The 24850-nt window shown below is 37.5% G+C and carries 22 protein-coding genes; all 22 read left to right on the forward strand.

All coding sequences use genetic code 11. The features are described from left to right. Positions 1-91: 91 nt before the first annotated feature. The 22 genes from ACLIBH_RS05950 to ACLIBH_RS06055 all read left to right on the forward strand — a co-directional run bounded on the left by ACLIBH_RS05950 (position 92) and on the right by ACLIBH_RS06055 (position 24543). Positions 92-820: a YveK family protein gene (locus tag ACLIBH_RS05950; protein WP_439315782.1), complete on the forward strand. Its 729-nt coding sequence runs from the start codon at positions 92-94 to the stop codon at positions 818-820. Continuing rightward, entirely contained in the window at positions 807-1454 is a 648-nt protein-coding gene (locus ACLIBH_RS05955; RefSeq protein ID WP_439315783.1) for a CpsD/CapB family tyrosine-protein kinase, read from the forward strand. The genes ACLIBH_RS05950 and ACLIBH_RS05955 overlap by 14 nt, the downstream gene beginning before the upstream one ends. Positions 1455-1905: 451 nt before the next feature. Continuing rightward, positions 1906-3729: a polysaccharide biosynthesis protein gene (locus tag ACLIBH_RS05960; RefSeq protein WP_439315784.1), complete on the forward strand. Its 1824-nt coding sequence runs from the start codon at positions 1906-1908 to the stop codon at positions 3727-3729. A 41-nt stretch (positions 3730-3770) separates the two neighbouring features. After that, positions 3771-4655 carry a UTP--glucose-1-phosphate uridylyltransferase GalU gene (gene galU, locus ACLIBH_RS05965; RefSeq protein ID WP_439315785.1) on the forward strand — a complete coding sequence of 295 codons (885 nt, stop codon included), beginning with the start codon at positions 3771-3773 and terminating at the stop codon, positions 4653-4655. A 687-nt stretch (positions 4656-5342) separates the two neighbouring features. Then, positions 5343-6497: a glycosyltransferase family 4 protein gene (locus ACLIBH_RS05970; protein ID WP_439315786.1), complete on the forward strand. Its 1155-nt coding sequence runs from the start codon at positions 5343-5345 to the stop codon at positions 6495-6497. After that, positions 6482-7600, forward strand: a complete 1119-nt coding sequence (locus tag ACLIBH_RS05975; protein ID WP_439315787.1) for a glycosyltransferase family 1 protein — start codon at positions 6482-6484, stop codon at positions 7598-7600. Before ACLIBH_RS05970 ends, ACLIBH_RS05975 begins: the two co-directional genes overlap by 16 nt. Next, positions 7597-8505: a glycosyltransferase family 2 protein gene (locus ACLIBH_RS05980; RefSeq protein WP_439315788.1), complete on the forward strand. Its 909-nt coding sequence runs from the start codon at positions 7597-7599 to the stop codon at positions 8503-8505. Before ACLIBH_RS05975 ends, ACLIBH_RS05980 begins: the two co-directional genes overlap by 4 nt. Positions 8506-8522: 17 nt before the next feature. Further along, positions 8523-9596 carry an EpsG family protein gene (locus tag ACLIBH_RS05985; RefSeq protein ID WP_439315789.1) on the forward strand — a complete coding sequence of 358 codons (1074 nt, stop codon included), beginning with the start codon at positions 8523-8525 and terminating at the stop codon, positions 9594-9596. A 57-nt stretch (positions 9597-9653) separates the two neighbouring features. Then, on the forward strand, positions 9654-10754 hold the full coding sequence (gene galE / locus ACLIBH_RS05990) for a UDP-glucose 4-epimerase GalE (protein WP_439315790.1): 1101 nt from the start codon (positions 9654-9656) through the stop codon (positions 10752-10754). Beyond that, on the forward strand, positions 10751-11377 hold the full coding sequence (locus ACLIBH_RS05995) for a sugar transferase (protein ID WP_439315791.1): 627 nt from the start codon (positions 10751-10753) through the stop codon (positions 11375-11377). The genes galE and ACLIBH_RS05995 overlap by 4 nt, the downstream gene beginning before the upstream one ends. Then, the gene (locus ACLIBH_RS06000; RefSeq protein ID WP_439315792.1) at positions 11352-12005 is read left to right on the forward strand and encodes an acetyltransferase; all 654 of its coding nucleotides are present in this window, start codon (positions 11352-11354) and stop codon (positions 12003-12005) included. Before ACLIBH_RS05995 ends, ACLIBH_RS06000 begins: the two co-directional genes overlap by 26 nt. Position 12006: 1 nt before the next feature. Beyond that, the gene (locus ACLIBH_RS06005) at positions 12007-13203 is read left to right on the forward strand and encodes an aminotransferase class I/II-fold pyridoxal phosphate-dependent enzyme (protein ID WP_439315793.1); all 1197 of its coding nucleotides are present in this window, start codon (positions 12007-12009) and stop codon (positions 13201-13203) included. Next, positions 13200-13547 carry a helix-turn-helix domain-containing protein gene (locus ACLIBH_RS06010; protein ID WP_439315794.1) on the forward strand — a complete coding sequence of 116 codons (348 nt, stop codon included), beginning with the start codon at positions 13200-13202 and terminating at the stop codon, positions 13545-13547. Before ACLIBH_RS06005 ends, ACLIBH_RS06010 begins: the two co-directional genes overlap by 4 nt. A 12-nt stretch (positions 13548-13559) precedes the next feature. Continuing rightward, positions 13560-14708: a glycosyltransferase family 1 protein gene (locus ACLIBH_RS06015; protein ID WP_439315795.1), complete on the forward strand. Its 1149-nt coding sequence runs from the start codon at positions 13560-13562 to the stop codon at positions 14706-14708. Beyond that, positions 14680-15894 carry a glycosyltransferase gene (locus ACLIBH_RS06020; protein WP_439315796.1) on the forward strand — a complete coding sequence of 405 codons (1215 nt, stop codon included), beginning with the start codon at positions 14680-14682 and terminating at the stop codon, positions 15892-15894. The genes ACLIBH_RS06015 and ACLIBH_RS06020 overlap by 29 nt, the downstream gene beginning before the upstream one ends. Further along, the gene (locus ACLIBH_RS06025) at positions 15870-16898 is read left to right on the forward strand and encodes a glycosyltransferase family 2 protein (RefSeq protein ID WP_439315797.1); all 1029 of its coding nucleotides are present in this window, start codon (positions 15870-15872) and stop codon (positions 16896-16898) included. Before ACLIBH_RS06020 ends, ACLIBH_RS06025 begins: the two co-directional genes overlap by 25 nt. Further along, complete coding sequence (locus ACLIBH_RS06030; RefSeq protein ID WP_439315798.1) at positions 16899-18074, forward strand: CDP-glycerol glycerophosphotransferase family protein; 1176 nt, start codon at positions 16899-16901, stop codon at positions 18072-18074. Beyond that, on the forward strand, positions 18061-18477 hold the full coding sequence (locus ACLIBH_RS06035) for an adenylyltransferase/cytidyltransferase family protein (RefSeq protein WP_439315799.1): 417 nt from the start codon (positions 18061-18063) through the stop codon (positions 18475-18477). Before ACLIBH_RS06030 ends, ACLIBH_RS06035 begins: the two co-directional genes overlap by 14 nt. A gap of 102 nt (positions 18478-18579) precedes the next feature. After that, positions 18580-19770 carry a glycosyltransferase gene (locus ACLIBH_RS06040; RefSeq protein WP_439315800.1) on the forward strand — a complete coding sequence of 397 codons (1191 nt, stop codon included), beginning with the start codon at positions 18580-18582 and terminating at the stop codon, positions 19768-19770. 409 nt (positions 19771-20179) lie between these two features. Further along, positions 20180-21379 carry a glycosyltransferase gene (locus tag ACLIBH_RS06045; RefSeq protein WP_439315801.1) on the forward strand — a complete coding sequence of 400 codons (1200 nt, stop codon included), beginning with the start codon at positions 20180-20182 and terminating at the stop codon, positions 21377-21379. Between the two features lie 89 nt (positions 21380-21468). Further along, complete coding sequence (locus ACLIBH_RS06050; protein ID WP_439315802.1) at positions 21469-22560, forward strand: acyltransferase family protein; 1092 nt, start codon at positions 21469-21471, stop codon at positions 22558-22560. Between the two features lie 213 nt (positions 22561-22773). Then, positions 22774-24543 carry an ABC transporter ATP-binding protein gene (locus ACLIBH_RS06055; protein WP_439315803.1) on the forward strand — a complete coding sequence of 590 codons (1770 nt, stop codon included), beginning with the start codon at positions 22774-22776 and terminating at the stop codon, positions 24541-24543. Positions 24544-24850: the final 307 nt, after the last annotated feature.

Consider the following 24850-nt stretch of genomic DNA (forward strand, 5'->3'; position numbering starts at 1 on the left):
TTTTCCACGATTGTTCGTTATAAAGAATTAAAAAAGGATTTTTAAAGTAATAAAGCATAATGTATCACATAGAATAAAAAGGTGGTTACGTATGGAGAGCCGAAACCGGGAACATTATCTCACTGCTGAGAAAGAAATAAATATGAAAGACTTTTATGATGTTATCAAGCGACGCGCATGGATTATTATTTTATTAACAATTGTTGCAACCGTTGGAGGGTTTTATCTTAATAAATTAAATGATAATCCGATGTATCAATCTTCCGCACGAATCATCGTTGGCCCTGACAGTCAGATGCAAACGTTAATGGTCGTTATTAAAGATCAAATAATTATGGAGAGTGTCATTGAGGAGCTTCAATTAAATAAAACGACGGATCAGCTAGCAAGTCAAGTGCAGGTTGAGCGCGTAGATGATTCACAAGTAATTAGCATATCTGTTACAGACGCGATTGCAAAGCAAGCAGCAGCAATTGCGAATGTTACAGCAACAATTTTTAAAAACGAAGTTGGCACGATTCTTGGTTTTGATGATGTCGAAGTATTATCCGAGGCAAAGGAGAGTCCATTACCAATCAATGAAAATACAAATAAAGCGGTAGTCTTTGCTGCAATTTTTGGGTTTGCAACAGGGATCGGGCTTGTCTTTTTGCTTGATGTATTGGATGGAACAATTGCTAAAAATAAAGAGCTGGAAGAAATATTAGGCGTGCCTGTAATTGGTGTTATTTCAAACATGAACAGCAAGCGAAAGGTTGAAAGCAAATCGAAGAAGTCAAAAGTTATTGAAGTGAGAGGGGATGCCGTTGATATTAAATAAAAAACGTAGTACGAAAAGAAGCTTAGTTACATACTCTAATGCGGACTCGCTTATCGCGGATCAGTTTCGTATGATACGAGCGAACATTAAATTTCTACCAGGCAAAAGGGAGAATCGTATTTTCCTTATTACTTCGGCAAGTAAAGGAGAAGGAAAATCGACTATCGTTGCTAATCTTGCTGTATCAATGGCCCAGCAAAAAGAAAAGATTCTTTTAATCGATGCAAATTTAAGAGAGCCTGTAATTCACGATTTCTTTGATATTTCTAATGATAAGGGCATAACAGATATTCTGACAAATAAAATGGATTTTGAGGATGTTGTTTACAAAACAGGAATAGGCAAACTCGATTTATTAACGAGTGGTTCGACCTTATTTAATCCTGCTGAGCTGCTAGGCAATGAAAGGATGTCCCAGCTGCTGACGAAAGTTGAAGGAATGTACAATATTGTTTTAATTGACTCACCAACGATTTTGGATGTTACTGAAACAAGGGTTCTAGCTAATGAATGTGATGGCGTCATTCTAGTTATACATAGAAAAAAGACGACAAAAGAAAAAGTGACAGAAGCACGAAGGGTTTTGGAACTATCGCAAGCTAATTTATCAGGATCTATTATGAACGATAAATAGAAAGTGTTTATTTTTTGAACGCCTCGTTCGTTATATAGTCCAAAATATCTTGGTGATGTCTACTGGCCATTATCCTCGTAGGCACTCGGTCATGCTGTGGGTTGAGATATACCTTAGACGCTTGTCGTCGATAGTGTGGTGTGAGGATGGGTTAGATGCCCAAAGCTATTTAGCTTAAAAGATTGGGACAGTTATAAAAAACGAGCATACTTTAGAGCATTTATGAATGTGGGTTGTGACGCGCATACGTAAAGAAAAAAGCTGTTTTTAGGAAGTTACGTAGAGTAATTATTTGCCGGAACGGTATGCACAAGCTTTATATGTTAAGGGTGTAAAACACGCAGTAGAAAGCTAGCCCCTTTTATCCAATCGGTATTCATAAATGCTTTAATTTAAAACAACATATTCATCCTACACGTTTGAAAGCAAACAATTAAGGAGGTGACAATAAATGACCTATCGTCAACGCTTATCTTTATTCCTTATTATTGATTCAATTATTGTCTTACTAGCACTCGGATCAAGTTGGTTTTTAGTAGGTACAACGAACATGATGACCTTTCCGCTTGCTATTGCTTCTGTTGTAATTTTAATTAGTCATCATACGTGGGCAATCAAGGTAAAGCTTTATAAAAAAGTTTGGGAATATGCAAGTGTAGGAGAGTTAGTAACGGTTTTAAAAGTCGTCATTTATTCTTTTATTTTAGCGGTCGTTGTTCAACAGCTCTTTTTCCAAGTAATATATGGACGCTTTTTAATTGTTTCTGGGTTGCTTCACTTACTGTTTCTTGGTGGTTCGAGATTTGCTTGGCGTCTCTACCGTGATATGGTAATGAACCATACGATGAAGCAAGTGCGTACTTTAATTGTTGGTGCTGGATCTGCAGGAACAATGGTTGCACGACAGCTATTAAACAATCAGGATAGCTCGTTATTGCCGGTAGCCTTTGTTGACGATGATCCGTCGAAGCATGCGCTGGACTTGTTAGGGATTCCTATTGTTGGTGGGGTATCAGAAATTGCAAAATCGGTTAAAGAACTACATATAGACAATATTATTATTGCAATTCCGTCTCTTAAGAAACGTGAATTAAATACAATTTATCAAGAATGCTTAAAAACAACAGCAAACACAAAAATTTTGCCATTGTTGGAGGATTTAGTAACTGGGAAAGTTTCGGTTACAGCAATTAGAGATGTACAGGCAGAAGATTTGCTGCCACGAGAGCTTGTTGATATCGATATGGAAAGTATCGGGAATGAAATTACAAACAAGGTTGTATTAGTAACAGGCGCTGGTGGCTCAATTGGATCGGAAATTTCAAAACAAATCGCTGCCTTCTTCCCTAGGCGATTAATTTTGCTCGGGCACGGTGAAAACAGTATATACACAATTGAAATGAAGTTAAAAGAACAATTTAAGAACGAAAATATTGATTTTGTAACGGAAATCGCTGATATACAAGACGAACAAAAAATAATGAGCATCGTAAGGATGTACAAGCCGAATGTTATTTACCATGCAGCTGCTCACAAGCATGTTCCTTTAATGGAGCATAACCCAGATGCCGCATTAAATAACAATATTATCGGGACACTAAATGTTGCTAAAGCAGCAAGCAAAAATAAAACACAAACATTTGTACTCGTTTCTACGGATAAAGCAGTAAATCCTACAAGTGTGATGGGTGCATCAAAAAGAATTGCCGAAATGGCTGTTCAGAGTATGGATAAGGAAAGCGACACGACATTTGTTGCTGTTCGGTTTGGGAATGTTCTCGGCAGTCGAGGAAGTGTAATTCCTTTATTTAAAAAACAAATTGAGCGCGGTGGTCCGGTCACGGTTACCCACCCTGATATGGTGCGTTACTTTATGACCATTCCAGAAGCGTCTAGACTTGTTATTCAAGCAGGTGCGCTCGCTAAGGGTGGCGAAATTTTTGTATTAGATATGGGTGATCCTGTAAAGATTGTTGAACTAGCAAAAAATTTAATCCAACTGTCAGGATACGATATTGAAGATATCGGGCTTGAGTTTACAGGCATTAGACCTGGTGAAAAGCTTTATGAGGAATTATTGACTGCGGAAGAAGTTCATGAACAGCAATTGTATCCAAAGATTTATATAGGAAAGACAACCGAGGTTTATTTAGAAGATATCGAGCGGCTCATAGCTCGATTGGTAACATTAGATAAGGAACATCTAAAGGAACAACTATTGACAGTTGCAAATAAAGGTCTTGTGTTAGAACAATCACGTGCAATATCGATATAGCGTAGGGATAATTGAATACTTTTAAAAAGAGGTGCGATGAAGTGCAAATAAAAAAGGCAATAATTCCAGCGGCTGGTTTAGGAACACGTTTTCTTCCAGCAACGAAGGCAATGCCGAAAGAGATGCTCCCTATTGTTGATAAACCAACGATTCAATATATTGTCGAAGAAGCGATTGCTTCAGGAATTGAAGATATTATTATCGTTACAGGGAAGGGAAAAAGAGCAATCGAAGATCATTTTGACCATAGTTTTGAGCTAGAGCAGAATTTATTACATAAAGGAAAATTGGATTTACTAAGCCAAGTTCAAAAGTCAGCAAAAATGGTTGATATTCATTATATAAGACAAAAGGAGCCAAAAGGCTTAGGTCATGCAATTTGGTGTGCAAGAAAGTTTATTGGAAATGAACCGTTTGCAGTATTGCTTGGCGATGATATTGTTCGAGCGGATGTGCCATGCTTAAAACAATTAATGGATCAATACATTCAGTGTCGCGCATCAGTCCTTGGAGTCCAAATGGTGAAGGAAACGGATGTTTCAAGGTACGGTATTGTTGATGGTAAAAGAGCCGAAAATCGATTGTATCACGTACATGACTTAGTGGAGAAACCGGATAGAGAAAAGGCGCCATCCAACTTAGCGATATTAGGGAGATATATATTAACCCCAGCTATTTTTAATATATTAGAGCGTCAAGCACCAGGAACAGGAGATGAAATTCAATTAACAGACGCTATTGCTTCTCTTACGAATCGTGAGGCTGTTTATGCTTACGAATTTGAAGGAAAACGGTATGATGTTGGGGAAAAAATGGGCTTTATTCAAACGACAATTGAATTTGCACTTGAGCGAGAGGATTTAAATGAGGAGTTTAGAGATTATTTATTATCGATCGTAAAAAGAGAAGAAATGTTCGTTCGGTAGGTAGCGCACGTAGAAAGGAAATGAGGAGAAGTAAAGTGAAGCGAACAGTATCCTTTATAGTATGAGTAACATGTTTGTGGGGGAACAGATGCACGAATTTAACTAGATAATATGTGATCAATTTTACTTCGAACGATATACACATGAATAACGCCGTTGATTGTCACTGCACACGGAAAGCGTAGTGTATATCTACTGCGGTCGGTAGGAATCAATACTAAAATTAACGAATACAAAGAGAGGTTTTTTTAACTTCTTAAAATAACACCCACAAATACGTGACTCAATCTCCTCTATAATAATATTTGCTTTTTTTCTAGGTGGAAGTGTAACATATGCTGCTACAAAAAATTATTATGCGCGCCTATTAGCAGGACAACAGCAGCAAATGCAAGACGAAGTTCTAGAATATTATAAAGAAGAATACAAGGAAAGAGGAACGATACAACATGGGCTATCGTTACATCCGTAGAGCAAAAAAGACTGGAAATTTTAGAGGAGGTTAAGCAATACGCTAAGGATAAGGTTCAGAATGATGCGAATAACCGTCAAGAGGAGCATTTAAAAGCTGTGCAAATAGAGGCGGATCGGATGCTGCAAAAACTAAAGAACTATGTGGATCGTTTAAGTGATGAAGAAGGAATTCAATACTAATTTTTATATGTCAAACGTATAAGGATGATTTTCATGGTTAATAAGGTGCTGTTTTGTGCAACTGTGGATTACCATTTTAAAGCATTTCACATACCATATATGAAGTGGTTTAAAGAACAAGGGTTTCAAGTAGATGTCGTTGCAGCAGGAGATATGAAATTACCATATACAGATAACAAATATACGATTCCGATTCAGCGCTCCCCTTTCTCTTTAAAAAATAGGAAGGCATATAATGAACTAAAGGAAATTATTAATAAAAATCATTACAAAATTATACATTGTCATACGCCTCTCGGCGGCGTGCTGGGCCGACTGGCAGCTGTGCGGGCAAGAAAAAAAGGGACAAAGGTAATTTATACTGCCCATGGATTTCATTTTTGTAAAGGAGCCCCTTTGCTAAATTGGGTTCTTTATTATCCGACAGAACGGTATTTATCGTATTTAACCGATTGTCTTATAACAATAAACACCGAAGATAACCAGTTGGCTGTAAACCATCGTTTTCCTGTGCCGAAGCTCGTTCACCTACCAGGTGTCGGTGTCAATACGGATAAATTTAAGCCGATCGCAAAGAGTGAGAAGCGATTTTTAAAAGAGTCATTTGGCTATCAGCCAGATGACTTTTTATTATTTTATGCTGCCGAATTCAACAAAAACAAAAATCAAGCTTTTTTATTGCACATGCTAGCAGCTTTGAAACAGAAAAGCGGTCGTGTAAAGCTTTTGCTAGCTGGTGAAGGTTCGAAATTAGAAGCATGCAAACGATTGGCTAAGGAGCTTGGTGTCGATCATCTCGTTCAATTCCTTGGCTTTCGTAACGATATATATCGTTTGATTTCTATGTGCGATGCAGCAGCTGCGTGCAGTTACCGAGAAGGCTTGCCTGTTCATGTAATGGAAGCGATGAGCTGTGGGCTACCAGTTGTAGCGGTGGATAACAGAGGGCATCGTGAATTAGTGGAAAATAATAAAACAGGCTTTCTTCTACCGACATGGAGTCCTACTCTTTTTGCGGATAAGGTCCAAGAACTTGCGCTAGATGACTTGTTACCTACTCGCTTTGGAGTAAATGGACGAAAAAAAATTATTGAACGTTTTAGTGTGGATCAAGTATTGGCGAATAAGGCGAAATTATATAAAGGGTATATGGAGGAACAGGAGGAAGCGGTGTGGCAAGTCCAGTAAGAGTACTGCATGTGGTCGTCAATATGAACCGTGGCGGAGCGGAAACATTACTTATGAATTTGTATCGACATATCGACCGATCAAACGTACAATTCGACTTTTTAACATGTAAAAGTGGGGTGTATGATGCTGAAATAGAATCGTTAGGAGGGTGTATCCACCGAATTCCCTATATCACTGAAGCAGGGCATTTCGGTTATGTTAAACATTTAAAACGGTTCTTTAAAGACCATACAGCATATAGCATTGTCCATTCCCATATGGATAAAATGAGTGGGCTTGTGTTGCGAGAAGCGAAGCGTGCGAATATACCGGTACGGATTGCGCATAGTCATAATACGGAAAGTGAAGGCGGAATACTGGCAAAAATGTATAAATCGTATGCAGGATCTTTAATAAAAGGGAGCGCAACCGGATTATATGCTTGCTCATCAAGCGCTGCCAGTTGGTTATACGGCAAGGACTGCAATAAGAGCATTATTTTAAACAATGGAATTGAAATTGATAAATTTACCTTTTCATCTAAGGCTCGTAACGAGATGAGAAGTGCACTAGGTCTAAATAAGGAAGCTTTTGTACTTGGGCATGTGGGCAGGTTTTCCAGACAGAAAAACCATTTTTATTTACTGGATATATTCGCTGAGATAAGTGAAAAGCAATCCAATGCCGTATTAATACTTGTTGGCGATGGGCCGTTAAGACGAAAAATAAAAGAGCGGATCGTTCAATTGAACTTAGGAGAAAAAGTGAAATTGCTTGGTGTTCGAGAAGATATACCTCAATTAATGCAAGCTTTTGATATGTTTGTATTTCCGTCTTTACATGAAGGGTTACCTGTAACATTAATAGAGGCGCAAAGTGCAGGGCTCGTATGTCTTATTTCAGATCACATTACTGCTGAGGTTGACCTTAGCATAGGATTGATGCATCAGTTGCCACTAAACGATAAATCGATGTGGGTCAATCAAGTGATCGAACAAATGCAAATAAAAGAAACAAGAAAAGTAGATTTGAACATGGTTTATAAAAAAGGTTATGACATTAGACATACGGCAAAGCAAACAGAGCATACGTATACAGCATTAAAGGAACAGTTTACATGAAGATATTGACTGTATTTACACCGACGTATAATCGAGCATATTGTTTAGTAAATTGTTATGAAAGCTTAAAGCGGCAAACGGTTAATGATTTCAAGTGGCTTATAATTGACGATGGCTCAACCGACAATACAAAAGAACTCGTACAAGGGTGGATTGATGAAGGAGCAATTGAAATCATTTATATTCGCCAAAAAAACCAAGGGATGCACGGCGCACACAATACGGCTTATGATCGTATCGATACAGAGCTGAATGTCTGTATTGATTCGGATGACTATATGCCGGATGATGCGGTAGAAAAAATCGTGACGTATTGGAATAAATATGGCTCTAAAGATGTGAGTGGAATTATTGGACTTGATGCAGATACGAACAACTGTTTAATTGGCACAAAGCTTCCGGAACAGCTGCAAACATCTACGTTATTTGATTTATATAATACGCATCAAGTTAAAGGAGACAAAAAGCTTGTTTATCGGTCTGAGCTAACAAAGAAATATCCATACCCGATTTTTTACAATGAAAAATACGTAGGGCTTGCGTATAAGTATTATATGCTTGATCGGCACTATGAAATGCTGCTTATGAATGAAGTGCTATGCCATGTAGAATATAGGCAAGATGGATCAAGTAAAAACATGCTGTATCAATACCGAAACAACCCAAATGGTTTTTCATTTTATCGCAAGCAATTAATGCTATTGCCCTTTGCCGGGAAATCATTTCAATTTCGGCAGGCAATTCATTATGTATCGAGCAGTTTACTTGCTAAAAACCGAGCACTGTTTAAAGAAACGCCAAGGAAAGGAATGACATTTGCTGCTATTCCATTTGGTGTTGTTCTATATAGTTATATTTTAATTAAAACACGAGCATCTGTCAGCTTCCGATCGACGAAAGCTTAATTTGGAAGGATATTTCAATGACTATATTTTGGATTAATCTTACAATTGTATTCTTTTTCTCTTTTTTGGCAAGATATTATGCGATTCCATCAAGAAGTCCTAATGCAGTTTTACCAATTAAACCTAATAAGCTGTTAATCTTTTTTGCATTTTTATCCCTTACACTAGTATCAGGACTTCGGGCAAATATTGGCGATACTTATTTTTACATTCACTCATTTAAAACAAACGATTTTACATGGGAGTCCATTCTCGTTCAAAAAGATATTGGTTTCGGACTATTACAGTTAATCCTAAAAAATTACGTTTCAGAAGATCCGCAAGTGTTAATTTTCATAACAGCATTACTGACAAATCTGTTTCTAGTTATTGTATTGTATCGGTATTCAAGACTGATTGAGATTAGTTTATATGTCTATATTACTGGTGGTCTATTTTTAGTTTCCATGAATGGCATTAGGCAAGTGCTCGCCGCCGCAATAGCATATACAGCTATACGCTTTTTAATAGGTGGAAATTTCATAGCTTATTCATTTATTATAATTGTCGCTTCGCTTTTCCATCAAAGTGCGCTTGTGTTAATTCCCATTTATTTTCTCGTAAGATACAAAGCCTGGTCAAAAGCGACCGTTGCACTCATTATATTTTCTGTCATTATTGTGATTGGATATGAACAGTTTTCAAACCTACTGTTCACAGCAATAGAAGATACACAGTATGGACACTATGAATCTTTTGCTGAAGGTGGAGCAAATATATTGCGCGTGATCGTTGCAGCGGTACCTTTAGTAATAGCTTATTTAGGCAGAGAAAAGCTAAGAAGTATTTTTCCGAGCAGCGATTACATTGTGAATATGGCGCTTATCGGTTTTATTTTTATGATTATCTCGACACAGAATTGGATCTTTGCCCGATTTTCAATTTACTTTGAAATCTATACACTTATTTTATTATCGTGGCTTATACCATTGTTCTCTAAAGATAATCGAAAACTCGTTTATTATGGCATCATTATTTGTTATTTTGCTTATTATTATTACGAAAATGTTATGACGCTAAATATTATGTATCGAAGCAATTTTCTCATGTAGTAACGAAAGAAAGACCTGCGGTAATATGTCAAGAATAATATACGAGGAGGGATGCGTATGGCTATCCTTGTTACTGGTGGGGCAGGGTATATTGGTACCCACGCTTGTGTAGAATTGTTAAATAGTAGTCAAGAGATTGTTGTAGTCGATAACTTTTCTAATAGTAAACAAGAAGCATTGAACCGAGTACGTTTACTTACCGGGAAGGATTTTAGATTTTATCCAGCTGATCTTTTGGACCGAAAGAGTTTGACATCTGTTTTTTCCGAAAACGAGATTGATTCCGTTGTTCATTTTGCTGGTTTAAAGGCAGTCGGCGAATCTGCTGTCGTCCCCTTACGTTATTACGATAACAATCTAACTGGAACAATTAATTTATGTGAAGTGATGCGAGAGTTTGGAGTGAAAAAACTCGTCTTCAGTTCTTCAGCGACCGTATATGGACATACAAATAATGTTCCAATTACAGAAGAGGTACCCCTTCGTGCAAACAATCCATACGGTCGTACGAAACAGATGATTGAAGAAATGCTTGTTGATTTATACGAATCCGATCCAACCTGGAGCATTGCATTATTAAGATACTTTAATCCGATCGGCGCACACGAGTCCGGTTTAATCGGCGAGGATCCAAATGGCATACCAAACAACTTAATGCCCTATATAGCTCAAGTAGCTGTCGGCAAAATTAGACAGCTTCATATATTTGGAGGGGATTATCCGACTAAAGACGGAACAGGTATACGAGACTATATTCATGTAACAGATTTGGCAAACGGTCATTTAAAAGCGTTAAATTACGTTCGCGATTCTACAGGCATCCAGCCTTTTAATCTAGGAACTGGCCGAGGCTATTCCGTGCTTGAAGTTGTTGAGGCATTTGAAAATGCTACAAAAAAACATATTCCGTACCGTATCGTTGATCGACGTCCAGGAGATGCGGCAGTTTGTTATGCAAATCCAGAAAAAGCTTTAAACGAATTAAATTGGGTAGCAGAAAGGAATTTGGAGCAAATGTGTAGGGACACTTGGCATTGGCAACAATGGAATCCAAATGGATATGAGAAGAAACAACTCATTTCAGCTTCGGGCTTACCTTATGCAACAGATTATACGCATATCGCACCTCATTTAAATCAAAAGGGGCATAAACATTGAAACGAAGCGTTGATTTGTTACTTGCAGGAACAATGGTCGTTTTTTTTTCACCTTTAATGTTCGTTATTGCGATCGTTATAAAGCTTCAAATGGGCAGCCCGGTGCTTTTTAAACAACAGCGTCCCGGTCAGAATTGCCAGCCGTTCTCCTTAATTAAGTTCCGTACGATGAATAGTAAAACAGATGTGGATGGAAATTTGCTTCCCGATCATATTCGGTTGACCGCTGTTGGGAGATTCCTTAGAAAATACAGCCTTGATGAGCTTCCGCAACTAATTAATGTTGTTAAAGGAGAGATGAGTCTTGTTGGACCACGCCCGTTATTAATGGAATATGTCCCTCTTTTTACAGAAGAGGAAAATAAGCGACATCGTGTAAAGCCGGGTATAACTGGTTGGGCACAAGTGAATGGCAGGAATGCGATATCATGGGAACAAAAATTTGAGTTGGATGTCTGGTACGTTAAAAATCAGAGCGTCTTGCTCGATTTGAAAATATTACTTCGGACGATTAAAAAAGTGTGGAGAAAAGAAGGCATTAATCAAGAAAATCAAGCAACCGTGAAAAAATTCAAACGATCGAAAGAAGTGATTCGTGGTGAAGAAAATCATAATTATCGGTGATGGTGGTCATAGCAAAGTAATTTTAGACATCATTTTGTACAGCAATGACTATGAAGTAGTCGCGATACTTGATGATAAATATGCGTGTGTAACGAAGAGGGATGGGCGACTACTTGGCCCTCTTTCTTATTTGAGCAAATTTAAGCAAATAGATACGAAAGTAATTATAGCGATTGGAAGTAATGCAGTTCGGAAAAAAATAGTCGAACAACTACGCTTGGAGGAGAAACAGTATGTGACACTGATTCATCCAACGGCAATGATTAGCTCAACAGCTTCCATCGGATGTGGGACAGTAATCATGCCGCATGCAGTTATTAATGCTGAAGCGTCGATTGGAGAGCATTGTATTATCAACACGGGAGCGATTGTAGAACATGAAAATCATATTGAAAGCTATGTACATATTTCGCCAAATGCAACGTTAACCGGCAGAGTGAAAGCAGAGGAAGGTGCACATATTGGTGCTGCTGCCACTGTCATTCCTGGATGTACAATCGGAAGGTGGTCTGTAATTGGTGCAGGAGCTGCTGTTATAAAGTCGATTCCTGCACACGCGACTGCGGTTGGCTGTCCAGCACGAACGGTTAAGCAAGGCGAAAAATATAATCATGGGGTCGTGATGTAAGATGAGGAAACCGAAAATACATTTATCACCACCACATATGTGTGGAAGAGAACTGCATTATATAAAAGAAGCATTTGATACGAATTGGGTTGCACCAGTCGGGCCAAATATTGAAGCGTTTGAAAAGGAAATGGCGCGTCATGTTGGAATAAATGATGCGGTAGCAGTGAATTCTGGAACCGCAGCCTTACACCTCGCACTTTCTGTATTAAATGTCGGAAAAGGGGACATTGTTTTTTGTTCCACACTCACTTTTGTTGCAAGTGCGAATCCAATCCTTTATCAAGGGGCAGAACCGGTATTTATTGATTCCGAGCCGGATACGTGGAATATGTCTCCTTTAGCTTTACGAAAAGCGTTGCACCTCGCATCGCTGGAAGGCCGAATGCCAAAAGCAGTCATTGTTGTAAATTTATATGGCCAAAGTGCCAAGATGGATGAGCTGCTTTTAATATGTAATTATTACGGAGTTCCAATTATTGAGGATGCAGCGGAATCACTCGGCTCAAGCTATAAAGGAAAAGCAAGTGGAACACTTGGCGCGTTTGGAGTTTATTCCTTTAATGGAAATAAAATCATAACTACTTCTGGTGGCGGCATGCTCGTCTCCAATAATATTGCTTCACTGAAAACAGCACGGTTTCTCGCGACGCAAGCACGAGATCCAGAGCCATACTACCAGCACCATGCGATGGGCTACAATTACCGAATGAGTAACTTGCTTGCCGGGGTAGGTAGAATTCAGCTGCAGCAATTAGAGAAGCGGGTCGATGCAAAGCGGTTAATTTATAGGAACTATTTCGATGCATTAGGAGACATTGAGGGCATTTCCTTTATGCCTGAATTGGATAACACAAAGTCAAATCGGTGGTTAACTGCGCTAACAATAGACGAAAGACAGCTTGGCGTAACGGTAGGGCAAATCCTAACAGCCCTACAACAGGAAAATATTGAAGCACGTCATGTATGGAAACCGATGCATTTACAGCCTTTGTTTAAAGGTACCCGTTATTATCCACATAAAGAAAACACCCATATTGCTGAGCAATTATTTGTTCGAGGAATTTGTCTACCTTCAGGGTCAAATTTAAGTGAGAATGATCAGCAGCGCGTTATTCAATGTATTAAGGAACTGCTTGAAAGAAAGCGTAAAAGACAACTATTTATTCTAGGAAAATATGAGGTAATGGGCGAATGATAGGAGAAAATATTAAAAAAATCCGGTTAGAGAAGCGACTTAGTTTGTCCGAGCTAGCAGATCGGGCACAAATATCTAAATCGTATTTAAGCAATATTGAGCGCAACGTTAACCAAAACCCATCAATTCAAATTATGGAAAAAATCGCAGCTGTTTTACGTGTTGAATTTCAAGCATTAATGGGTGAGGAATTAAAGAAAGACGCAGTACCCGAAGAAGCGTGGATACAATTTGTAAATGAATTAAAAGAAAGTGGCATTAGCACGGACCAATTATCTGAATATAAAACAGTGATTGAATTTGCAAAATGGAAAAATGACCAACTATGTAGAGAGGACTCTTGAAGAGGGGATTATATGGAAATTAAGAAAAAGGTACTCCATGTGACGGGTGCGATGAATACAGGCGGGACAGAAACGATGCTAATGAATATTTTCAAACATGTTAATCACGAATACGTACAATTTGACTTTGTTTCTTACAGCATGGAGAAAGCTTATTACGATGACGAGATTCACAAGCTTGGTGGCACTGTCTTTCGTCTTCAGAAAACAAACTCTATAAAAGATCTTTATCGTTTGTTGAAACGCCAAGGCCCCTATGATGTCGTTCATGCACACACGTTATTTCACTGTGGCGTTGCAATTATCGCTGCTCGCTTAGCGGGAGTAAAGGTGCGCATTTCGCATGCACATACGACAGCCGATCAAGCTGCAGGGATATTAAGAAAGCTCTATATATTCTTTATGCGCCGCATTATTTGCCTGTTTTCCACCCATTTACTCGCTTGCAGTAATGCAGCAGGCGCTTATTTGTTTCGGGAACGTGGCATGCGTAAATCGACCTTTTCCTACTTTCCAAATGTCATTGATTACGAGAGAATAATGGCAACCGCAGAGCGCACGATTCGAAACTTAAATATCGAAGCTGGCTTAGGTAAAAGCATCGTTATTGGACATATCGGCCGGTTCATTGCAGCCAAAAACCAATTGTTCTTGCTGGAAATTCTGAAAAGGCTTATCGAAAAGGAACCCTCGATTAAACTATTATTAGTTGGCGATGGCGAATTAAAAAAACAGATAGAAAGAGTAGTTCATCGGGAAAAGTTAACAGAGCATGTACGATTTTTAGGAATAAGAAGTGATATAGCAACTGTATTGCAGCGGTTGGATGTATTCGTATTCCCATCTATTTATGAAGGGTTAGGACTTGTTTTACTTGAAGCACAAGCATGTGGAGTCCCATGTGTTACTTCCCATGCCATTCAACCAGAAGCGGATATCGGGCTTGGACTTGTAACAAAGCTATCATTGGATCAAAATCCTGGCGTATGGGCCGATACGATCTTACAAATGATCGGCAATAAAGAGAAAAATAAACGAAAAATAGTTGATCACTTTGAAAAAGCAGGCTATTCACGAGATGAAGGCATCGCTTTATTAATGGAGCTTTATCAAATAGAAGCAGGGGATGCAGATGAAAAACGTATTAATTACCTCCTTTGACATGGAAGTAGGTGGTGTGGAGAGAAGCTTGGCCGGTATGCTGGATCAAATGGACACGAATACGTACAAAATAAATCTTATGTTATATAGCCATACAGGCGATTTTATGAGCTTGCTGCCAAAAAAAATAAATTTATTGCCGGAAGAGCTCGTATGGAAGACCTTCCGTATGTCCGTTACGGATGTTTTGAAGCATCGGAAATGGCTTCTAGCATTAGCAAGGGTGCTCGCAAAAACACGCGTGGTATTTAAGGCAGTAGATGAAAAGGGAATTCAACAAATGCAATATATGTGGAAATACGCTTTGCCCTTTTTGCCTAAGGTAGAAACGACGTATGATGTTGCAATTAGCTATTTATGGCCCCACTATGTCGTCGCCGAAAAAGTGCAAGCGAATGTGAAAATTGCTTGGATTCATACCGACTACTCAACAGTGGATACAGCGAAAGAAATGGATGTGAAAATGTGGTCGAAGTTTGATTACATTGTAGCAGTTTCCAGTGCGTGCAAGCAGGCTTTTATAACAAAGTACCCTGAATTGAACAAAAAAGTAATCGTTGTTGAAAACATAATTGCACCTCAAATGGTGCGCACATTGGCGAATGAGCCCATCGATTCATCTATCGTAGCGGATACCCGATTTAAAGTAATAACAGTGGCGCGATTGTCCTATGCAAAGGGGCTCGATCAGGCGGTAAAGGCAATACGCGTACTGAAAGACAAAGGATATCCCGTCGTTTGGTATGTTGTTGGCTATGGCGGAGACGAACAAGAAATACGTCAGCTCATTGCTCAGTACGGGGTGGAGAACGATTTTGTATTACTTGGGAAAAAAACAAACCCATACCCTTATATGAGAGCAGCCGACTTATATGTCCAGCCTTCTCGATATGAAGGAAAAGCCGTTACTGTAACAGAAGCTCAAATCTTGGCAAAACCCGTCTTAATAACGAATTATCCGACAGCCAGCGGACAAGTGAAGGATGGAGTTGATGGGATTATTTGTGATTTGTCGGTTGAAGGGATTGCGAACGGAGTAGCAATGCTACATGACGAACCAAAAATAAGAGAACGATTGATCGAAAGCTGTAAACAAATGAAGTTTAATAATGAAACGGAATTTGTAAAGCTATACGAACTTATGCAGGAGGGACGATCTGATTGGGAAAAGAAAAGGTTAGCGTAATCGTCCCAGTTTATCAGGTGGAAAAGTACATTCGTCGATGTTTAGACAGTATCGTGAATCAAACATACAGCAACTTGGAAATTATTATTATTAATGATGGATCACCGGATCGTTGTGGAGAAATTGCTGAAGCGTATAAACAAAAAGATGATCGAATTACCGTTATTCATCAGAAAAATGGTGGGTTATCTGCGGCTAGAAACACTGGAATGGAGTATGCGACAGGAGTGTATACTTTATTTGTTGACAGTGATGATTGGTTGGATTTAGCAATGGTTCAAACGTTAATAAGTGCAGCGCACACCTTTAAAGCAGATGTTGTGCAAGCTGCCTTTTATTATGCGCATCCGGGTCATTTGCTGTTGGATGAAAGGTACTTTAAACAAATCGATCCACCTGTTGTTTTAAGTAGACAAACCGGAATGAAAGAGCTCGTCATCAATGAAAAGGTGAAAAATTTTGCTTGGGGGAAATTATATAAAACGGCACTCATTCAAGATATCCCTTTTACAGAAGGGGTATTATTCGAGGATGTGTATTGGACGCACCATGTGATGGATCGGGTGGACTCGTATGTGCTTCTTCATGAACCGTTATATTACTATCGACAACGGGATGACAGTATTGTAACTACTTATTCCGTACGAAATCTGGATATTATTAACGGTTTAAAAGAACGACATGCTTTTATTGAAAAAAAATACGCCTGGTTGACAAATGAGTCCTATAAACTGTTGTTAAAAACGAGTTTATATCATTACTATTTACTCGTTTTCAACAAAGAAAAAGATACAATCGGAATCTACCGCAATGAACTAAAAGCGTATATTAAAGAGCACATGGCCAACTTAAAAACGGCTGTCAAAAATGATCGCGACTTAAGCAGACAATTACAGCTCTTTTCCTTTCATCCGTATGCAAATCTCGTCTATTTAGCTGTTCGGAAATTGTGGCGGAAGGTAAGCGTTGCAGACCAACCAAAGGGCATGAGGCAGGTGAACTAAATGAGTCAGGCAAAAAAGGTAATTGCGCGGCTTCTCGTATTTATTTTTAATTTATTACCGTTACGACAAAATAAGATTTTTTTATATAGCTATTACGGCTCCCAATATAGTTGTAATCCAAAGTATATTAGCGAATATATTCGTACTCATTACCCAAGAGAGACGTTCAATCTCGTATGGGCGTTCAATCGATTGGAACAGGCACCTTTTTTACCGCATGCTAGAAAAGTAAAAGTAATGTCTTTGCGCTACTTTTATGAGCTGTGTACAGCTAAAGTAATTATAACGAACTATCGAACGACCGATGTTTTTGTGAAAAGGAAAGATCAGTATTATGTGCAAACGTGGCATAGTTCCCTTCGACTAAAACAAATAGAAAAGGATGCCCAACAAATGCTCCCAAACTCGTATGTAGACATGGCAAAAAAGGATGCACGAAAATGTGACTTACTTTTATCAGGCTGTCGGTTTAGCACATTTATTTTTCGACGTGCCTTTTGGCATAAAGGGGAAATAATGGAGTGCGGCACACCTCGAAATGATTTGTTTTTTAAGATGAATCCCGATAAGCATGCGGCTATTATGCGAAAGCTCGGACTTTCACCGGAGACGAAGGTGCTGTTATATGCACCGACCTTCAGGAAAGAGGAGGTGGCATCGCCATACAGCTTGCCTACTACTGCGTTACTAAAAGCATTGAAAAGGCGATTTGGTGGGGATTGGAAGCTGCTCGTTAAATTACACCCCCACGTAGCTGCAAAAGGCGATTCGGTTATTCATCAGGAACATACTGTAAATGTTAGCGACTATAACGATATTCAAGAGCTGCTCTTTGTTGCCGATGTTGTTATTTCCGACTATTCCTCGCTCATTTTTGACTTTGCCTTAACCAAACGTCCATGCCTATTGTACGTCCCTGATGTGGCACGTTATATGCAAAAGGAACGGCAACTGTATTTTCAGCTGGATGAGCTGCCGTTTATTAAAGCGACAAATGAACAGGAATTGGTGAAGAAGATTGAACAAATGCAAATTGACATATACAGGAAGCAAGTTGAGGCATTTTTAAACGAGATCGGTTCATTTGAAACAGGTCTAGCGAGTGCCCAAATAATGAAACGGATTGAACAAGTTTGTTTTGGAACAGAAAGGGTGGAAGTAAATGAAGCAATATAAAGTCGGATATACAACGGGTGTATTTGATTTATTTCATGTAGGACACTTAAATATATTAAAGCGAGCAAAGGCTCAATGCGATTATTTAATTGTCGGAGTTAGTACAGATGAACTTGTTATGGAATACAAGCAAAAACGCCCAGTCATTCCATTCGAGGAAAGATTGGAAATTATCAAAGGCCTAAAATACGTCGATCAAGTCGTACCTCAAAAAAACAGAGATAAATACATCGCTTGGGAGCATCTTCTGTTCAACGTCTTATTTGTCGGAGACGATTGGAAAGGAGATGCTCTTTTTATGAAGCTTGAGGAGAAATTTAAAAAGGTCGGCGTCGATGTTGTTTATTTTCCATATACAGCCGGCATTTCGTCAACCATTGTGAAAGAAAAAATCGGGATGTGAGAGGATTAGTAATTGAAGAATCTATGCCCACTAGAAAAAACTACTCACTTCCCTTCATTTTCCAATATAAAAGTATAACTTTTGTTGAAAGGAGGGTTATCCGTGAGAAAAAAGGTTATTTTTATGTTGATAGATATGAACGTAGGTGGAACAGAAAAGTCACTACTTAATTTGGTCGATAATATGCCAAGAGATCAATACGAAATAACGTTTTTATTGCTCCAAAGAAGAGGCGGTTTTTTAAAATCAATTCCAGATGATGTAGAGGTGCTCTATTTTAAAGATTTTAAAAAGATTTCACCATGGTTGAATTATCACCCGAAGAAAAGAGTTGTTGAATTAATTAAAAATAAATCTATATTAAAGGCATTTTATGTATTCTTTTTACATATTGTTCTTAGAATTACAAAGGATAGACGAATCTTTTTTAGAAATATATTAAGAGGTTACCCTGCAATGGAAAAAGAATATGATATTGCTATTGCTTATGCTGGTCCAATGGATTTCATAAGCTATTTTGTCTTAAATAAAATAAAGGCAAGAGAGAAATTCCAATGGATTCACTTTGATGTTACAAAAATTGGATTTGATCGAAGATTTGTTTCAAGAGTTTACAGTCAGTATAACAAGGTTTTTGTCGTTTCAGAAAAGGCAAAATGTTTATTGGAAAGCAGTCTACCTCAATTAATAGGGAAAGCGGCAGTTTTTCCGAATGTTATTCCAATAGAAAAAATTAGAGAGCAAGCAAAAAGCGGCGCTGGATTTACCAATGCTTATCAAGGAATAAAAATACTTACTGTAGGTAGACTCGCAAAAGAAAAGGGTCAAGATCTATGCATAAAAGTATTAGCTAAATTGGTGGAAGAAGGGCATGATGTTAAATGGTATTGTGTTGGAGAAGGTCAATCCAGATGTTTTTATGAACATCTAATAGACAAATACAATTTGCAGGATCGCTTTATTTTGCTTGGTGCCGATTCAAATCCATACCCTTATATTGCCCAATGTGATGTATATGTTCAACCATCGAGGCATGAAGGCTACTGTATTACATTAGCAGAAGCAAGATTACTACACAAACCGATCGTTACAACTGATTTTACAGGTGCAAGAGAACAAATAAGAGATGGTGAAACAGGCTTGATCGTTGCTATTAATGAAACAGCGATTTACAACGGCGTGAAAAAGATTTTACATAATAAGAATTTGCGTGAACAATTTTCCGCAAATCTTTTGAAAGAAACCATAGATCATCCGTCTGTAATCGATAAACACTTTGCTAGATCAGTCTAATCTTTGCCCACGAAGTATACGATAAAGATCATTGGTAATTTAAACATAAAACTAGACGAAGATAAATATAGTTTCTGAATAACTAGTAATCAGGACCATCACTTAAGCGAAAAAGGGAGCGTTGCAACAATTGAAAGGATCAAGAGTCTAAAAGACTTTTATTAGAAGGCTGTATAGAAGAAGTAAATTGATATACAGACTAGTTTTTAATTAGGATTAATTAAACAGATAAAATCCTCCGGTTCAGAAGTGTTCCCTGAGTTAAAGGGGCTCATTTTTGCTTTTGTTTATGAAAAAAGACTTAAGTGTAATTGTCTCATGATTGGATATAGTTTCGAAAGCGAAACATCACAAGCAGTTTGAAGAAACGGAATAACCGTCAACGACAAATTAACTTATGGAGGATAAGATGATAAAAAAAGAACTGTTATTTGTTATTGATTCCTTAGATATCGCCGGAGCTGAAAAAAGCCTGGTAACATTGTTAAATTTGTTGGACTATACAAAATATAATGTTGATCTACAGCTATTTGCTTATGGACACACTCTGGAGGAACTTATTCCTAAAGAGGTAAACATGTTAGAGCCGATGGCATATACAGTTTTTTCACACCTTCCGATAAAGAAAGCTATTATACAATCTATAAATAAATCACAAATAAGCATGCTTGCATCCAGAATGAAGTTTTCTTTTTCCATTCGTAAAAAAAAGTGTGGGAATCGAGAAAGGGCACGCATGTTTTGGGAGTGTGCTTCTAGCGTTATTGAAAAAAAAACGAAGCGTTACGATATAGCTATAAGCTATGCACAAGGGGTACCTACATTTTATGTAGCGGATAAAATAGAAGCAAAAAGGAAGCTCGCCTGGGTAAATGTTAGCTACCCACTAACAGGCGAGGAAAAGGACTTTCAAAAACAATATTACAAAAAATACGATCATATTGTTGCCGTTTCAGATTCTACCAAAGAAATATTTGCAGCGACGTTTCCGGAGTTTCGGGAGAAATTAAAAGTTATTTCAGATATAAATGATCCTAAATTTATTTGTAACATGGCGAGAATAGGATCGACGTTCGATGATGATTTTCATGGAACGAGAATACTTACAATCGGTCGGCTTGCCCATCAAAAGGGATACGACGTCGCTTTAGATGCGTGTAGACATTTAAAAGAAAAAGGTCTCGAATTTAAGTGGTACGTACTTGGGAAAGGCCCTTTACAAAACGAGATTGAACAGTCAATTAAGGAAAGAGGACTGGAAAAACATTTTATTTTACTCGGTGTCACAGCAAACCCATATCCATATATTAAGGAAGCGGATATATACGTGCAAACCTCACGTTATGAAGGATTTGGAATAGCGATTGCAGAGGCACGTATGCTAAACACTCCTGTCGTTACTACTAGATTTGATGCGGTGTACAGTCAAATGATACCTGGGAAAAATGGGTTGGTAGTAGAAAGAAATGCAACAGCAGTTTCCGAAGCGGTCAAGAAACTAATAGAAAATGATCAATTGAAACAAAAAATAAAAAACTATTTAATAAAGGAAAAGAAAGGAAATGTTGAGGAATTGGAAAAATTTTATCATCTATTAGGATCAGTATGAAAAAATAAAATTAGAAAAGGTGCTTAAAGGTCCAATGGATGTAAATTAGCTGATGAGTAAACGATTTATTCGTAGAATGGAGTTTTTAGATGTTTATAAATGAGGTGTTTTGGCTGCGTTGTACGGCATGTCTAGCTGTTACACTTGTTCATGCTATTCATAACGGATATTACTTTTATCCAGAGCCAACGATTTACCATAGTGGAATCTATTTGCTCCATCTATCCGTTTTATTTGGGGTTCCGGTTTTTGTATTTATATCTGAGTTTCTATTGGCACAAAAATACTTAACTCGCGTGCCAAAAGGTTTTATGAAAAAAAGGGTTAAGATATTGCTTTTTCCATACTTGTTTATGAATTTCATTTACGCACGGATGATCTTAGATACATGGTCTGTACAAGGGTATATAAAGCAGTTGTTTCAGACTGTTTTTTTAGGGGAATCAGCACTCTATTTTATAATCATAATCTTCCAGTTTTACCTGTTGCACGTAATATTCAAAAAACACCTCGATCGATTGCAAGCAAAAATAATTATTCCATCCGCCTTTATTGTAAACTTTGTATACTTGGCTTTTTTTAATTTCACGTCTGCACCAGATCATCCTTTTGCACAATACATATGGAAGACGGGATATTGGCTGCCTTTTATAGGTTGGCTTTTTTATTTTGTATTGGGTTTTTATTGTGGAAAGCACTTTGAAAAAGTGAAAGATATTTTTAGATATAAATGGATTACAGTTCTTTTAATAGTTCCAGTCCCAGTTCTCGTTATTATGGTATTTATGACTAAATATTTTCTAGTTAGTCCGAGTTCGAAAAGAGTGGATATGCTTGTATATGCATCTACAATATTATTTTTGCTTATGTATCTCGCTCAAAAAATAAAAAAGGTTCCTAAACTTGTCATGTTTATTAGTAACTATTCATTTAGCATTTTTTTATTAAATATGTTTTTCTTTGTCTTACTTCGGAATGTAGAGCCGCCAGCATTTTTAAATATATTAACGTATACGATCTTAGTGTTTATTTTAACGGTAATTTTTTGTATAGGGACAGCAGTTATATTCAATAAATTTCGCTTAGGTCATTATATTGTGGGGAAAGTGATGTCCTTTAAATATGAGGATACAGATATTCCATCCTATCAAAATACAATTATTAGTAAAAACAAAGTGTAATCCGTATGAAGAAGAGTGAAGAATGATTTAGTTTATGCTGAAAACCGATATATGAAGACGTCATGCATAGAGCATAATCTTATGAAGTTTTACATTATCGACAAACGATTGTTGATTAATTCTAGTTTTAAGAAGCGATTCTTCTTAAATGGTAAAATAGTGGATTATATAGGCTATACGAAAATACAGCTATCCCAAAGGAGGCGTGCATAGATGAAGGATGCGATTCATAAGCTACACCAACTGTTTAACAAGAGGGAAAAACAAAAGTTGGTCTTTCTTTTTGTAATGATGGTATTTGCTGCTTTGTTTGAGACGATTGGGATCGGACTGATCGTTCCGTTTGTTGGTATGGTGACAAATCCAGATATGATTTACGAGCAAAAAATATTGTCTTATATATATAATTTGTTTAATTTCAAAACGTCTACTGCATTTATTATTTTTTCAGTAATCGCTCTTTTGATTATCTTTGTATTCAAAAATTTATATTTGCTGTTTTTTAACTATGCACAACTCCGAGTCATATTAAACCAGCAAGTTAAAATGTCAAAGGATCTATTTAATGCTTATTTAACGAAACCATATATATTTCATTTACATCGAAATTCTGCTGATTTGCTTCGAAATGTAAATGGAGAAGTACCTAGAGTATTTCAAGGAATTGTCATGTCGGTATTTCAATTGTTAACAGAAATATTAATCATTACTTGTATCTTAATCTTGTTGTTAATAACTTCTCCCATAGCTACGATTACAGCTTCCTTTCTTTTGGGGGGGAGTGTCTTATTGTTCTTTTCGTTATTGCGTAAAAAAATCAGTAGACTGGGGGAAGAGCAACAACGAGTGAGCGGCATGATGATTAAGTGGGTAAATCAAGGGCTAGGGGCAAGCAAAGAAGTAAAGGTCTCGGGTAAAGAAAGCTTTTTTATTAATGCTTATAGTAGTCACAGCCAAATAAAGGCAAACAATAGTCGTTATATGAAGCTGTTGGAGCTTGTGCCGAGACTGTTTATTGAAACGTTGTTAGTGTCTACTGTTTTAATTACTATGCTTATTATCGTATTTCAAGGAATGAGTACGACACAGCTTGTTTCCACAATGGCATTGTTTGCGATGGCTGCATTTCGTTTAATGCCTTCCATAACACGAGTTGTTGCGTTAATAACGACCATTCGATATAGTCAGCCGGCACTTCAAGTCGTATATGAAGATTTATTAAAGAATAGGGAAGTCCATCCTAATACGAATCGGGATGCGATCGTCGTCAATATAGGGGAAAGAACATTTAAGGATTCGATAAAATTAGATCAGGTATATTTTCGATATCCTGATCAGGAGGATTATGCGATTAAAAACATCTCGCTCACGATACCAATTGGCCAATCGGTTGCTTTTATAGGAGAATCTGGAGCTGGAAAGTCAACAATTGTAGATATTATTCTTGGATTGTTCGAACCGGAAAAGGGATCTGTTTCTATTGATGGAATGAAAATCGGGGATCAAAGGGCAATTTGGCAACAAAAAATTGGTTATATCCCTCAGTTTATTTTTTTATCGGATGATACGATTCGTCGAAATGTGGCGTTTGGAATTGATAGCGATAAAATTAATGATAAAGAAGTGTGGCGGGCGCTTGAACAGGCGCATTTAAAGGACTTTGTAAAAAGTATGCCAGAGCAGTTGGATACGGTTGTAGGTGAACAAGGAGTTAGATTATCAGGAGGACAACGTCAGCGAATTGGTATTGCTCGTGCTTTATATCATAACCCGGAAATTTTATTTATGGATGAAGCAACCTCCGCTCTGGATAATGAAACTGAAAAAGAAATTATGAAAGCAATTGATGGATTAAAAGGAGAAAAGACACTCATTATTATTGCACATCGTTTGAGTACCATCGAAAATTGCGACACCGTGTTTAAAATAAGTGATGGCAGGTTAATCGACATCAACGATCAATTAAAGAAGTCAGTGATGTAACTATAAAGGGAGCTTATTAATGGAAGGTGTTAAGTATTGATATCAAATAAAAAAATAAGGTATGTAAAAATTCATGACCTTTATATTTGTATGAATAGCAACCTTATTGTTTTAACATGGTTTCTTTTAATTAGAACAAGGCCTTTTAACCTGCATGTTCGAGCACATAATAAATGTTTAAGATTGTTTCCTGGAAATTTTGTAAAAATAATAAGGGTATTAAACATTATAAGAATGGTATTTGTTAAAAAATATAATAACAGTCGAGACAAAGAAATTATGTATGTACCGTATTTTGGTCATATTC

The sequence above is a fragment of the Virgibacillus sp. W0430 genome (genome assembly GCF_051846935.1).
In the GTDB taxonomy this organism is placed as follows: Bacteria; Bacillota; Bacilli; order Bacillales; family Amphibacillaceae; genus JBPYCR01.

Excerpts from the sequence above, each read along its gene's own strand:
- ACLIBH_RS06020 (WP_439315796.1), top strand. The coding sequence starts at position 14,680 with ATGAAAAACGTATTAATTACCTCCTTTGACATGGAAGTAGGTGGTGTG.
- ACLIBH_RS06050 (WP_439315802.1), top strand. The coding sequence starts at position 21,469 with ATGTTTATAAATGAGGTGTTTTGGCTGCGTTGTACGGCATGTCTAGCT.
- ACLIBH_RS06030 (WP_439315798.1), top strand. The coding sequence starts at position 16,899 with ATGAGTCAGGCAAAAAAGGTAATTGCGCGGCTTCTCGTATTTATTTTT.
- ACLIBH_RS05985 (WP_439315789.1), top strand. The coding sequence starts at position 8,523 with ATGACTATATTTTGGATTAATCTTACAATTGTATTCTTTTTCTCTTTT.
- ACLIBH_RS05950 (WP_439315782.1), top strand. The coding sequence starts at position 92 with ATGGAGAGCCGAAACCGGGAACATTATCTCACTGCTGAGAAAGAAATA.
- ACLIBH_RS06045 (WP_439315801.1), top strand. The coding sequence starts at position 20,180 with ATGATAAAAAAAGAACTGTTATTTGTTATTGATTCCTTAGATATCGCC.
- ACLIBH_RS05970 (WP_439315786.1), top strand. The coding sequence starts at position 5,343 with ATGGTTAATAAGGTGCTGTTTTGTGCAACTGTGGATTACCATTTTAAA.
- ACLIBH_RS05960 (WP_439315784.1), top strand. The coding sequence starts at position 1,906 with ATGACCTATCGTCAACGCTTATCTTTATTCCTTATTATTGATTCAATT.
- ACLIBH_RS06055 (WP_439315803.1), top strand. The coding sequence starts at position 22,774 with ATGAAGGATGCGATTCATAAGCTACACCAACTGTTTAACAAGAGGGAA.
- galE (WP_439315790.1), top strand. The coding sequence starts at position 9,654 with ATGGCTATCCTTGTTACTGGTGGGGCAGGGTATATTGGTACCCACGCT.
- ACLIBH_RS06035 (WP_439315799.1), top strand. The coding sequence starts at position 18,061 with ATGAAGCAATATAAAGTCGGATATACAACGGGTGTATTTGATTTATTT.
- ACLIBH_RS06010 (WP_439315794.1), top strand. The coding sequence starts at position 13,200 with ATGATAGGAGAAAATATTAAAAAAATCCGGTTAGAGAAGCGACTTAGT.
- ACLIBH_RS06005 (WP_439315793.1), top strand. The coding sequence starts at position 12,007 with ATGAGGAAACCGAAAATACATTTATCACCACCACATATGTGTGGAAGA.
- ACLIBH_RS05980 (WP_439315788.1), top strand. The coding sequence starts at position 7,597 with ATGAAGATATTGACTGTATTTACACCGACGTATAATCGAGCATATTGT.
- ACLIBH_RS06015 (WP_439315795.1), top strand. The coding sequence starts at position 13,560 with ATGGAAATTAAGAAAAAGGTACTCCATGTGACGGGTGCGATGAATACA.